This is a genomic window from Pseudomonas sp. GM102, assembly GCF_000282555.1.
GTDB lineage: Bacteria > Pseudomonadota > Gammaproteobacteria > Pseudomonadales > Pseudomonadaceae > Aquipseudomonas.
In genome coordinates, this window is sequence record NZ_AKJB01000102.1 from 21,857 (window position 1) to 34,337 (window position 12,481).

The window sequence follows — 12,481 nt, forward strand, 5'->3', positions numbered from 1 at the left end:
AAAAGCCCTCGAACAATCGCTTGTCCGAGGGCTTTTTGTGTCGTGCGAAACCTGATTACTTCTTCAGGCCGTAATGCTCATCAAGCATCCCCGGCGCGTTTGGGGCTTTGGGGGCGTAGTCGCGAGGCGGTTCCTGATCGCGCGGTGGCGTCAGGCGTTCCCGTGGAGCCTGCGCCGCGTCGGCGTGCAAGGCAGCCAGCAAGCGTTGGCGAGTCTGCTCGTCCAGGGCCAGACGGTTGGCGCCCTCGGCGAGATGATCCTGCACTTCCTGATAGCTCGCAGTCAGTTTCTTGACCAGGTTTGCAGTGCTGTTGAAGTGGGTGACCACTTCGTTCTGATAACTGTCAAAACGTTCCTGAATGTCATCCAGCTGACGTTGCGTGCTGCTAGGCGCGGCATTCGGCACCAGGCGAGCGATCAGGAATCCAATGGCGACACCCACAACCAGGGCAAGAGTCGGCAACAACCAAACTAAGAGCGAGTGTTCCACGAGTCCTTCCTCTATAAACGGCTTTGCTTTACGTTAACGGCTCGAACCTGCGCTGTATACCGCGATTCACTCGCAATAGAATTGGCACAGACAATTGGCTAGACGAGTCGACCCGATTCGAGGTCACGGAGTTCCTTCCTTGCTTATGCGCGAAACCCCTGTAGTGATTGATGGCCCGGTCGGCCAACTGGAAGCCCTGTACTTGAATAGTGAGGGGCCGGATAACGAGCAACCCCGCGGTCTGGCGCTGATCTGCCACCCGAACCCGGTGCAGGGTGGCACCATGCTCAACAAAGTCGTCTCGACCTTGCAGCGCACCGCGCGCGACGCCGGTTTTATTACCTTGCGGTTCAACTACCGTGGCGTCGGCGCCAGTGCTGGCGCGCACGACATGGGCACTGGCGAAGTCGACGATGCCCAGGCGGTGGCCGAATGGCTGCGGGCCAAACATCCTGACTTGCCCCTGACCCTGTTCGGTTTCTCCTTCGGCGGATTTGTTGCAGCAAGTCTCGGCGGACGCCTGGAAGCCAAGGGCGAGCAACTCAAGCATTTGTTCATGGTCGCGCCCGCCGTCATGCGCTTGGGCGATCAGGATCAACTGCCGCAGCAAGGTGCATTGACCCTGATCCAGCCGGAAACCGACGAAGTCATCGATCCGCAGCTCGTTTACGACTGGTCCGACGCACTCGATCGCCCCCATGAGCTGCTGAAAGTGGCAGAATGCGGACACTTTTTTCATGGCAAGCTGACCGATCTCAAGGATCTGATCCTGCCGCGTCTTTCGAATTGATTGCAGTCTGACAAGCGATTACCCATGACGACTCGTACCCGTATTCTCACCGGTATTACCACCACCGGCACGCCGCACCTGGGCAACTACGCCGGCGCCATCCGCCCGGCGATCGTCGCCAGCCGTGACAGCAATGCCGATTCGTTCTACTTCCTGGCCGACTACCACGCCCTGATCAAATGCGATGACCCGCTGCGCATCCAGCGCTCGCGTCTGGAAATCGCCGCGACCTGGCTGGCCGGTGGCCTGGACGTGGACCGCGTGACGTTCTATCGCCAGTCCGACATCCCGGAAATCCCTGAACTGACCTGGCTGCTGACCTGCGTGGCCGCGAAGGGCCTGCTCAACCGCGCCCATGCCTACAAGGCCTCGGTGGACAAGAACGTCGAGACCGGCGAAGACCCGGACGCGGGCATCACCATGGGCTTGTACAGCTACCCGGTGTTGATGGCTGCGGACATTCTGATGTTCAACGCCCACAAGGTGCCGGTCGGCCGTGACCAGATCCAGCACGTGGAAATGGCCCGGGACATCGGCCAGCGCTTCAATCACTTGTTCGGCCAAGGCAAAGAGTTCTTCACCATGCCCGAAGCGCTGATCGAGGAAAGTGTCGCCACCTTGCCGGGCCTCGACGGTCGCAAGATGTCGAAGAGCTACGACAACACCATTCCGTTGTTCAGCAGCGCCAAAGAGATGAAAGACGCGATTTCGCGGATTGTCACCGACTCCCGTGCCCCGGGTGAAGCCAAGGATCCGGATAACTCGCACCTGTTCACCTTGTTCCAGGCCTTCGCTACGCCGGCACAATCCGACGAATTCCGCAGCGAATTGCTCCAGGGCCTGGGTTGGGGCGAGGCGAAGAATCGTCTGTTCCAGTTGCTCGACAGCGAACTGGGCGAATCCCGCGAGCGTTATCACCAGTTGATCGAACGCCCGGCGGATCTGGAAGACATGCTGCAGATCGGCGCCAAAAAGGCCCGCTCGGTGGCGACGCCGTTCCTCCACGAACTGCGTGAAGCGGTCGGCCTGCGTTCTTTCGTTGCTCAGACCCAAGTCGCAGCGACCACCAAGAAGAAAGCTGCGAAAGCCGCGCGCTTCGTCAGCTTCCGTGAAGACGATGGCAGTTTCCGCTTCCGTCTGCTGGCGGCCGATGGCGAGCAACTGTTGCTGTCGCGCAACTTCGCTGACGGTAAAACCGCAGGGCAAGTGACCAAGCAACTGCAATCCGGTCAAGCCTTGGACGTGCGCAGTGAAGACCTGAGCTTCAGCGTCTGGTTGGAGGGCGAGTGCGTGGCCGACAGTCCGGCCTTCGCCGACAGCGCTGCTCGCGATGCTGCCATCGGTGCTTTGCGCGTTGCCCTGACACCGGTTCAGGAATAATCAACGGCTCGGTCCGACCAAGGGCCGATTGCCATTCCCACGGGCCGTCGCTACAGTGACGGCCCGTTTTTGTTGCCTTGCTAACGAATTATGACGCCCCTAGAACGATATCAAGCTGATCTGAAACGCCCGGAATTCTTTCATGACGCTGCGCAGGAAACAGCCGTGCGCCATTTGCAGCGCCTGTACGACGATCTGGTCGCGGCCTCGCAGAACAAACCGGGCCTGCTCGGCAAACTGTTTGGCAAGAAAGACCAGGTGCCGGTCAAGGGCTTGTACTTCTGGGGCGGCGTGGGTCGCGGCAAGACTTACCTGGTCGACACCTTCTTCGAAGCGCTGCCGTTCAAGGAAAAGACTCGCACTCACTTCCACCGCTTCATGAAGCGCGTGCATGAAGAGATGAAGACCCTGGGCGGTGAGAAAAACCCGCTGACCATCATCGCCAAGCGCTTCTCCGACGAGTCGCGAGTTATTTGTTTCGATGAGTTCTTCGTCTCCGACATCACCGACGCGATGATTCTTGGCACGTTGATGGAAGAGTTGTTCAAGAACGGCGTGACCCTGGTCGCGACGTCGAACATCGTGCCCGACGGCCTGTACAAGGACGGCCTGCAGCGTGCGCGTTTCCTGCCGGCCATTGCGCTGATCAAGCAGAACACCGAGATCGTCAACGTCGACAGCGGCGTCGATTACCGTCTGCGTCACCTCGAGCAAGCGGAACTGTTCCACTTTCCGCTGGATGAAGCCGCCCAGGAAAGCCTGCGCAAGAGCTTCCGGGCTCTGACGCCGGAATGCACGGCAGCCATCGAGAACGACGTACTGGTGATCGAGAACCGTGAAATTCGTGCCGTGCGCACTTGCGATGACGTGGCCTGGTTCGACTTCCGCGAACTCTGCGACGGCCCGCGCAGCCAGAACGATTACATCGAACTGGGTAAAATCTTCCACGCCGTGTTGCTCAGCGATGTCGAGCAGATGAGCGTCACCACCGACGACATCGCCCGACGCTTCATCAACATGGTCGACGAGTTCTACGACCGTAACGTGAAGCTGATCATTTCCGCTGAAGTCGAGCTCAAAGACCTCTACACCGGCGGTCGCCTGAACTTCGAGTTCCAGCGCACGCTTAGCCGTTTGCTGGAAATGCAGTCACACGAGTTCCTGTCCCGGGCGCATAAGCCGTAGGACGGTTCGGAAAATAAAAAAGGGCCTGCAATGCAGGCCCTTTTTAGTGCGCGCCGAAGAACCCACATTGAATTTGGGTTCAGGCCTTAAGCCGCTTGCTGAAACTGCTGCCGATACTGGTTCGGCGACAACTCGGTGTGCTGGCGGAACAGTCGGGCGAAGAAACTCGCATCGTCGTAACCGACTTCATAGCTGATGGTTTTGATGCTCTTGCGGCTGCCGGACAACAAACCCTTGGCCGTTTCAATGCGCAGCCGTTGCAGGTAATGCAGCGGTTTGTCACCGGTGGCGGTCTGGAAGCGACGCATGAAGTTGCGGATGCTCATGCCGTGTTCGCGGGCCACGTCTTCGAAGCGGAATTTATCGGCGAAGTGTTCTTCGAGCCAGTGCTGGATCTGCAGGATGATCACGTCCTGGTGCAGTTTCTGCCCGCCGAAACCGATCCTCCCCGGCGCATAGCTGCGCTGCACTTCGTAAAGAATGTCGCGGGCCACGGCCTGGGCCACGTTGGCGCCGCAAAAACGCTCGATCAAGTAAATGTAGAGATCGCAGGCCGAGGTGGTGCCGCCGGCGCAATACAGGTTGTCGGCGTCGGTCAGGTGTTTGTCCTGATTGAGCTGGACCTGCGGGAAGCGCTCGGCAAACGCGTTGAAGAAACGCCAGTAGGTCGTCGCTTCCTTGCCATCGAGCAACCCGGCCTCGGCCAGCCAGAACACGCCGGTGGCCTCGCCACACAACACGGCGCCGCGTGCATGCTGCTGACGCAGCCACGGCAGGACCTGTGGATAACGTTTGCAGAGGGTGTCGAAATCGTCCCAGAAGGCGGGAAGGATGATGACGTCGGCGTTTTCCAGGCCGCCGTCCACCGGCATGATCACGTCGCTGAAGCTGTTCACCGGTTTGCCGTCGGGGCTGACCAGCCGGGTTTCAAACGCCGGTGTCAGGCCGTGGCCCAGTTGTTTGCCATAGCGCAGGCTGGCCAGATGGAAGAAATCCTTGGCTTGCATGAGGGTGGAAGCGAAAACCCGGTCGATAGCCAGGATGCTGACGCGCCGCAAGGGCGTGGAGACTTGGTTAGACATAATTCAACTTTATTCTTATAGGGGAAAGTGGTCACCAGACGGCTGGATCGTCTTATTTTTTGTCGGATGTGTCCAGTGTCCTGTATCGGATACGAGGCTTAGTCTCTAAAGGTCAATTCCGGCTAACAATAACGACAGGTGCCGCATGATCCCCAGAACCTTGTTCAGCTCCGAGCACGAACTTTTTCGCGACAGCGTGCGAACGTTCCTCGAAAAAGAGGCCGTGCCGTTCCATGGGCAATGGGAAAAACAAGGCTATATCGACCGCCAACTCTGGAACAAGGCAGGGGAGGCGGGGATGCTTTGTTCGCATCTGCCGGAAGCATACGGCGGGCTGGGGGCAGACTTTCTCTACAGCGCGGTGGTGATCGAAGAGGTCGGCCGCCTGGGGCTGACCGGCATCGGTTTTTCACTTCATTCGGACATTGTGGCGCCTTACATCCTGCATTACGGCAGTGAAGCGCTGAAACACAAATACCTGCCCAAACTGGTGTCTGGTGAGATGGTCACCGCGATTGCGATGACCGAGCCGGGTGCCGGTTCCGACCTGCAAGGGGTGAAGACCACCGCTGTGCTGGATGGCGACGAATACGTGATCAACGGTTCGAAGACCTTCATCACCAATGGTTTTCTGGCTGACTTGGTGATCGTCGTGGCCAAGACTGATCCAAAGGCAGGAGCGAAGGGCACCAGCCTGTTCCTGGTGGAGGCCAATACGCCGGGCTTCGCCAAGGGCAAGCGTCTGGAAAAGGTCGGGATGAAGGCTCAGGACACCTCGGAGCTGTTTTTCCAGGACGTTCGGGTCCCGAAGGAAAACCTGCTGGGCCAGGCCGGGATGGGCTTCGCTTACCTGATGCAGGAACTGCCGCAGGAGCGTCTGACGGTCGCGGTAGGTGGCTTGGCGTCAGCCGAAGCGGCGTTGCAATGGACGCTGGATTACACCCGTGAGCGCAAGGCTTTCGGCAAGGCCATCGCCGACTTCCAGAACACCCGCTTCAAACTCGCTGAAATGGCGACCGAAATCCAGATCGGCCGGGTTTTCGTCGATCGCTGCCTGGAACTGCATCTGCAAGGCAAACTCGACGTGCCGACGGCGGCGATGGCCAAGTACTGGGGCACCGACCTGCAATGCAAGGTGCTCGACGAGTGCGTGCAGTTACATGGCGGTTACGGGTTCATGTGGGAATACCCGATCGCCCGGGCGTGGGCGGATGCGCGGGTGCAACGGATCTATGCCGGGACCAATGAGATTATGAAAGAGATTATTGCGCGGTCGCTGTAATTTTGCGGTGACAGGGCGGACGCCATCGCGGGCAAGCCACGCTCCCACAGTGTCAGGTGATTTCCTGTGGGAGCGTGGCTTGCCCGCGATTGGGCCCTATGAATCAATCAAGGAGCCGGATTCGGGTGATCCTGGTGAATCGCCTCGATCCCCGCCAACACTTCGTCGGAAAGTTTCAGCTCGAAGCTGGCAATGTTGCTGTCCAGTTGCTCAAGCGTGGTGGCGCCAATGATGTTGCTAGTGACGAACGGTTGCTGTGTGACGAATGCCAGTGCCATCTGTGCCGGGTCCAGGCCGTGTTCACGAGCCAGTGCTACATAACGGCTGCACGCCGCTTCCGATTGCGGATTGAAATAGCGGCTGAAGCGGCTGTAGAGGCTCAGGCGACCTTTGGGCGGACGCGCGCCACCTTCGTACTTGCCCGACAGGAAACCGAAAGCCAGCGGCGAGTAGGCGAGCAGGCCGCACTGTTCGCGGATGGCGATTTCCGCCAGGCCGACTTCGAAACTGCGATTGAGCAGGTTGTAAGGGTTCTGGATCGACACCGTGCGCGGCCAGCCACGGGCTTCGGCGAGGGCGAGGAAACGCATGGTGCCCCACGGGGTTTCGTTGGACAGGCCGATGTGGCGGATCTTGCCGGCCTTGACCTGTTCGTCCAGTGCTTCAAGGGTGTCTTCCAGCGGCGTCAGGTTGGCTTCAATTTTATGTTTGTAGCCCAACTGACCGAAGAAATTGGTGCTGCGTTCCGGCCAGTGCAGTTGATACAGGTCGATGTAGTCGGTTTGCAGGCGCTTGAGGCTGGCATCCACGGCTTCAGTGATGTGCTGGCGGTTGTGCCGCAGGTTTTTGTCACGGATGTAGTCAATGGTGTTGCCGGGGCCGGCGATCTTGCTCGCCAGGATCCAGTCGGCGCGATCGCCGCGACTTTTGAAGTAATTGCCGATGTAGCGCTCGGTGGTGGCGTAGGTTTCGGCCTTGGGCGGCACCGGGTACATTTCGGCGGTGTCGATGAAATTGATGCCCGCGTTCTTGGCCCGTTCGATCTGGGCGAAGGCTTCAGCCTCGCTGTTTTGCTCGCCCCAGGTCATGGTGCCGAGGCAGATTGCACTCACATTCAGGTCGGTACGGCCTAGCTGGCGATAGTCCATCGGGTGCTCCTTGGGCAAAACAATCATAAAAGCAGGTTGAAATATTTTTCGCAATCTGCATAATTGCGCACCTCTTTCTGCAGTGGAAGTGATGCGCCGCCGCCGAAGAATCTTGCCGTTGAACGGACGCGCCGACCCGAGCCCCCGAAAGCGTCTGTATCCGGCTGCCTTTGACTTGTCAAAGTACGCACTATTCAGTAAGATCCGCCGTCTAATTTACAGGGCGGCCCCTGAGGCTATAAAGAATGAAAACTTTTACTGCTAAACCGGAAACAGTACAGCGCGACTGGTTTGTCGTCGACGCTGCAGGTCAGACCCTGGGTCGTCTGGCCACCGAAATCGCGAGCCGTCTGCGTGGCAAGCATAAAGCTGAGTACACTCCTCACGTTGACACCGGCGATTACATCGTCGTTATCAATGCCGAGCAGATTCGTGTAACCGGTGCTAAAACCACCGACAAAATCTACTACTCCCACTCCGGTTTCCCGGGCGGCATCAAGTCGATCAACTTCGAAAAGCTGATCGCTAAAGCCCCTGAGCGCGTGATCGAGACCGCGGTCAAAGGCATGCTGCCTAAGAACCCGCTGGGTCGCGACATGTATCGTAAGCTGAAAGTCTATGCGGGCGCTGTACACCCTCATACTGCTCAGCAGCCCCAAGAACTGAAGTTTTAACGGAATAGTTCATTATGTCGGCGACTCAAAATTACGGCACTGGCCGTCGCAAGACCGCAACCGCACGCGTTTTCCTGCGTCCGGGTACTGGTAACATCTCCATCAACAACCGTTCGCTGGATAATTTCTTCGGCCGCGAAACTGCCCGCATGGTAGTTCGTCAGCCGCTGGAATTGACTGAGACTGTCGAGAAGTTCGACATCTACGTCACCGTGATCGGCGGTGGTGTGAGTGGTCAAGCTGGCGCAATCCGCCACGGTATCACTCGCGCACTGATGCAGTACGACGAAACCCTGCGTGGCGCTCTGCGCAAAGCTGGCTTCGTTACTCGCGATGCTCGTGAAGTTGAACGTAAGAAAGTTGGTCTGCGTAAAGCGCGTAAGCGTCCGCAGTACTCGAAGCGTTAATTCGCTTTCACGTTCAAAAAGAACGCCCAGTTTCCTCGCGAAGCTGGGCGTTTTTTTATGGGCGTGATTTATCAAGGAATTGCGCTGTGACAACTTGCCACATCCGCAGAGGCCCTATACTGCAAGGCTTGGCAGTGGAGCCCCTCGGTAATTACCTTGTCAGAATTGGGGCTTTTCATTACCATTCGGCAAAATTTTTATAAGTTCAGATTTTTACTTAGTAGACGCCTGATTTAACAGGCCACAAAGCTGATGGGAGAGGACTGAATGAGCAATGACGGCGTGAATGCAGGCCGGCGTCGCTTCTTGGTAGCAGCCACATCCGTGGTGGGTGCTGCAGGAGCGGTGGGGGCTGCGGTCCCGTTCGTGGGGTCATGGTTTCCCAGTGCCAAGGCGAAAGCCGCAGGTGCACCGGTGAAAGTGAATGTCAGCAAAATCGAGCCAGGTCAGCAAATGATTGCTGAGTGGCGCGGCCAGCCGGTGTTCATTGTCCGCCGTACCGAGGAAATCCTGGGGAATCTGAAAAAGATCGAGGGCCAGCTGTCTGACCCGACCTCCAAGAACTCGACGCAACCGACCTATGTCGACCCGGAGACGCGTTCGATCAAGCCAGAAGTTCTGCTGCTGATCGGTATCTGCACGCACCTGGGTTGCTCACCGACTTTCCGTCCAGAAGTGGCACCTGCAGACCTGGGCAAGGATTGGGTAGGGGGTTATTTCTGCCCTTGCCACGGTTCTCACTACGATTTGGCTGGCCGCGTCTACAAGTCGCAACCTGCGCCTTTGAACCTGCCAGTTCCCCCGCATTCCTATGAGACCGATGACATCATTGTCATTGGCGTCGATACGGAGAAAGCGTGATGAGCAAGTTCATGGATTGGGTTGATGCGCGCTTCCCCGCGACCAAAATGTGGGAAGACCATCTCAGCAAGTACTACGCCCCGAAGAACTTCAACTTCTTCTACTTCTTTGGCTCCCTCGCGCTGCTCGTTCTGGTCAACCAGATCGTTACCGGTGTCTGGCTGACCATGAGCTACACCCCGTCGGCGGAAGAAGCGTTTGCTTCCGTCGAATACATCATGCGCGACGTCGAGCACGGGTCGATCCTGCGCATGTTGCACGCAGTCGGGGCTTCGATGTTCTTCATCGTCGTTTACCTGCATATGTTCCGTGGCCTGCTTTACGGTTCGTACCAGAAGCCCCGCGAGCTGGTGTGGGTGTTCGGCATGCTGATCTACCTGGCGTTGATGGCTGAAGCCTTCATGGGTTATCTGCTGCCGTGGGGCCAGATGTCCTACTGGGGTGCCCAGGTGATCATCTCGCTGTTTGGCGCGATCCCGGTCATCGGTAACGACCTGACCCAGTGGATTCGTGGTGACTACCTGATTTCCGGTATTACCCTGAACCGCTTCTTCGCCCTGCATGTGGTTGCCCTGCCGATCGTGATCCTCGGTCTGGTGGTTGTGCACATTCTGGCGCTGCACGAAGTGGGGTCGAACAATCCGGATGGCGTTGACATCAAGAAGTACAAAGACGAAAACGGCGTACCGCTGGACGGCATTGCCTTCCACCCGTACTACACCGTGAAAGATATCGTCGGCGTGGTGGTGTTCCTGTTCATCTTCTGCTCGATCGTATTCTTCTTCCCGGAAATGGGCGGCTACTTCCTCGAGAAGCCGAACTTTGAAGTGGCGAACGCCTTCAAGACCCCTGAGCACATCGCTCCGGTCTGGTACTTCACACCGTTCTACGCGATTCTGCGGGCGGTTCCAGACAAGCTCTTGGGCGTTATCGCCATGGGCGCGGCCATCGCTGTGCTGTTCGTCCTGCCTTGGCTGGATCGCAGCCCGGTCAAGTCGATGCGCTACAAAGGCTGGCTGAGCAAGATCTGGCTCTGGGTGTTCTGCATTTCGTTCGTGATCCTGGGTGTGTTGGGTGTTCTGGCGCCAACTCCAGGCCGTACGTTGCTGTCGCAGGTATGTACCTTCCTGTACTTCGCCTACTTCATTCTGATGCCGTTCTACACCAGGCTCGAGAAGACCAAACCGGTTCCGGAAAGGGTGACTGGCTGATGAAAAAGCTATTTGCTGTACTGATTCTTGCGGCGATGCCTGTACTGTCTTTCGCATCGACATCGAGTGGCCCGGAGCTGGAAAAGGTCGATATCGACGTTTCTGACAAGGCTGCCATGCAGGACGGCGCACGTACGTTCGCCAACTATTGCATGGGCTGCCACAGTGCCAAGTTCCAGCGCTACGAGCGTGTTGCCGATGACCTGGGCATTCCTCATGAGCTGATGCTTGAGAAGCTGGTGTTCACCGGCGCCAAGATCGGTGACCACATGAACATCGGCATGCAGCCGGCTGACGCCAAGACCTGGTTCGGTGCGGCGCCGCCCGACCTGACGCTGGTGGCTCGTGTTCGTGGCACAGACTGGCTCTACGGCTATCTGCGTTCGTTCTACGAAGACCCGTCGCGTCCTTGGGGCGTGAATAACAAGGTGTTCCCGAACGTCGGCATGCCTAACGTTCTGGTCGGCCTGCAGGGTCGTCAGGTGGTAGGCTGTAAACAAGTTCAAATCGTCGAAGACGGCAAGAAGCAATACGATCCGCTGACCGGCACCGCTTTGACTCATGAAGCTTGCGATCAACTGACGATATTGCCGAAAACCGGCACGCTGAACGAAGAGCAGTTCGACGAGAAGGTCAAGAATCTGGTGACCTTCCTGGCCTACTCGGCCAACCCGGTGAAGCTGCAGCATCAGCGCATCGGTACCTATGTGTTGCTGTACCTGGCGTTCTTCTTTGTATTCGCTTACTTGCTCAAGCGTGAATACTGGAAAGACGTCCATTGATAGAGCTGTAAGCCATTGCTGTTAATCGCGCGCGCCCAGGGGCGTCTCTGAAGGTGTAACGAGTCTGGTGATCCAGGCGTTACGGGAGGCGCCCTCTGGGCGCGTGTGTTTTTCCGTTTCCGATAATTTCAACAAGCGAGGAGGACCGCCATGGGCGTGACCAATCGGTTGGCCTGTTACTCCGACCCCGCCGACCACTATTCCCACCGAGTGCGCATCGTACTTGCAGAGAAGGGTGTCAGCGCCGAGATCATTTACGTGGAAGCTGGTCGCCAGCCGCCTAAACTGATTGAGGTGAACCCTTACGGAAGCCTGCCCACCCTGGTCGATCGTGACCTGGCGTTGTGGGAGTCGACCGTGGTGATGGAATATCTGGATGAGCGTTACCCGCACCCGCCACTACTGCCGGTTTATCCTGTGGCGCGCGCCAACAGCCGTCTGCTGATTCATCGCATTCAGCGTGACTGGTGTGGTCTGGTGGATCTGATTCTGGATTCGCGGACCAAGGAAGCAGCCCGTGTCGTGGCTCGTAAAGAGTTGCGCGAAAGCCTGACAGGCGTGTCGCCGTTGTTCGCCGACAAGCCGTTTTTCCTCAGTGAGGAACAAAGTCTGGTGGATTGCTGCCTATTGCCAATACTCTGGCGATTGCCGATTCTGGGTATTGAACTGCCGCGGCCTGCCAAGCCGCTGCTTGATTATATGGAGCGCTCGTTTGCGCGTGAGGCTTTCCAGGCGAGTCTGTCTGGTGTCGAACGCGATATGCGCTAAGGCTTAAGGAGCCGCTATGAACTCCAGTCGACCTTATCTGGTCCGCGCGCTCTACGAGTGGATTGTGGATAACGATTGCACCCCGCACATGCTGGTTAATTCCGAGTATCCATCGGTGCAGGTGCCTCAGGGTTTTGCCAGTGACGGACAGATTGTCCTGAACGTTTCCCCGGCGGCCGTGCGTCATCTGCACATGGACAACGAGGCAGTCAGTTTCGAGGGGCGCTTCGGTGGCGTGCCGCACACCCTGTACGTGCCTATCGCGTCGATCCTGGGCATTTACGCCCGGGAGAACGGTCAGGGCATGGTGTTCGATATGGAATCGCCTCTGGAAGACGAGGAAGAGATCGAGCCGGATGATGATGTTCCGCCACCCGACAGTGAGCCGCCGCGTCCCAGCGGTCGACCGAGTTTGAAGGTG

The 12,481-nt window shown here is 57.9% G+C and carries 14 protein-coding genes; 11 read left to right on the plus strand and 3 right to left on the minus strand.

What is annotated here, in order from left to right; genetic code table 11:
- Window positions 1-55 precede the first annotated feature (55 nt).
- Window positions 56-490: a YhcB family protein gene (locus PMI18_RS05910; RefSeq protein ID WP_007905278.1), complete on the minus strand. Its 435-nt coding sequence runs from the start codon at window positions 488-490 to the stop codon at window positions 56-58.
- A gap of 145 nt (window positions 491-635) precedes the next feature.
- Here PMI18_RS05910 and PMI18_RS05905 point away from each other — a divergent pair, with 145 nt between their 5' ends.
- The 3 genes from PMI18_RS05905 to zapE all read left to right on the plus strand — a co-directional run bounded on the left by PMI18_RS05905 (window position 636) and on the right by zapE (window position 3,845).
- Window positions 636-1,280, plus strand: coding sequence for an alpha/beta hydrolase (locus PMI18_RS05905; protein WP_033036812.1), 645 nt, complete (start codon window positions 636-638; stop codon window positions 1,278-1,280).
- Between the two features lie 24 nt (window positions 1,281-1,304).
- Window positions 1,305-2,660 carry a tryptophan--tRNA ligase gene (locus PMI18_RS05900; RefSeq protein WP_007905282.1) on the plus strand — a complete coding sequence of 452 codons (1,356 nt, stop codon included), beginning with the start codon at window positions 1,305-1,307 and terminating at the stop codon, window positions 2,658-2,660.
- Between the two features lie 90 nt (window positions 2,661-2,750).
- On the plus strand, window positions 2,751-3,845 hold the full coding sequence (gene zapE / locus PMI18_RS05895) for a cell division protein ZapE (RefSeq protein WP_008072122.1): 1,095 nt from the start codon (window positions 2,751-2,753) through the stop codon (window positions 3,843-3,845).
- Window positions 3,846-3,931: 86 nt separating this feature from the next.
- On the opposite strand, the gene PMI18_RS05890 is transcribed toward zapE, so the two are convergent.
- Window positions 3,932-4,828 carry a GlxA family transcriptional regulator gene (locus PMI18_RS05890; protein WP_173667540.1) on the minus strand — a complete coding sequence of 299 codons (897 nt, stop codon included), beginning with the start codon at window positions 4,826-4,828 and terminating at the stop codon, window positions 3,932-3,934.
- Window positions 4,829-5,072: 244 nt separating this feature from the next.
- Here PMI18_RS05890 and PMI18_RS05885 point away from each other — a divergent pair, with 244 nt between their 5' ends.
- Complete coding sequence (locus PMI18_RS05885) at window positions 5,073-6,209, plus strand: acyl-CoA dehydrogenase family protein (RefSeq protein ID WP_007905293.1); 1,137 nt, start codon at window positions 5,073-5,075, stop codon at window positions 6,207-6,209.
- 107 nt (window positions 6,210-6,316) lie between these two features.
- Here the strand turns inward: PMI18_RS05885 and PMI18_RS05880 are convergent, their stop codons facing one another.
- Window positions 6,317-7,357: an NADP(H)-dependent aldo-keto reductase gene (locus PMI18_RS05880; RefSeq protein ID WP_007905294.1), complete on the minus strand. Its 1,041-nt coding sequence runs from the start codon at window positions 7,355-7,357 to the stop codon at window positions 6,317-6,319.
- Between the two features lie 245 nt (window positions 7,358-7,602).
- Between PMI18_RS05880 and rplM the strand changes: the two genes are divergently transcribed.
- The 7 genes from rplM to PMI18_RS05845 form a co-directional block, all read left to right on the plus strand.
- Window positions 7,603-8,031 (plus strand): 50S ribosomal protein L13, encoded by a 429-nt coding sequence (gene rplM, locus PMI18_RS05875; RefSeq protein WP_007905295.1) that lies wholly within the window; start codon window positions 7,603-7,605, stop codon window positions 8,029-8,031.
- 14 nt (window positions 8,032-8,045) lie between these two features.
- A complete protein-coding gene (rpsI, locus tag PMI18_RS05870) occupies window positions 8,046-8,438 on the plus strand; it encodes a 30S ribosomal protein S9 (protein WP_002555064.1) in 393 nt (130 codons plus the stop codon).
- Between the two features lie 267 nt (window positions 8,439-8,705).
- Window positions 8,706-9,299, plus strand: coding sequence for a ubiquinol-cytochrome c reductase iron-sulfur subunit (gene petA, locus PMI18_RS05865; protein ID WP_007905300.1), 594 nt, complete (start codon window positions 8,706-8,708; stop codon window positions 9,297-9,299).
- On the plus strand, window positions 9,299-10,510 hold the full coding sequence (locus tag PMI18_RS05860; RefSeq protein WP_007905302.1) for a cytochrome b: 1,212 nt from the start codon (window positions 9,299-9,301) through the stop codon (window positions 10,508-10,510). The genes petA and PMI18_RS05860 overlap by 1 nt, the downstream gene beginning before the upstream one ends.
- Entirely contained in the window at window positions 10,510-11,292 is a 783-nt protein-coding gene (locus PMI18_RS05855) for a cytochrome c1 (RefSeq protein WP_007905303.1), read from the plus strand. The genes PMI18_RS05860 and PMI18_RS05855 overlap by 1 nt, the downstream gene beginning before the upstream one ends.
- A gap of 150 nt (window positions 11,293-11,442) precedes the next feature.
- The gene (locus PMI18_RS05850) at window positions 11,443-12,060 is read left to right on the plus strand and encodes a glutathione S-transferase N-terminal domain-containing protein (RefSeq protein WP_007905304.1); all 618 of its coding nucleotides are present in this window, start codon (window positions 11,443-11,445) and stop codon (window positions 12,058-12,060) included.
- 16 nt (window positions 12,061-12,076) lie between these two features.
- Window positions 12,077-12,481, plus strand: a 405-nt coding sequence (locus PMI18_RS05845) for a ClpXP protease specificity-enhancing factor (RefSeq protein WP_007905309.1), incomplete at its 3' end; no start/stop codon positions are given.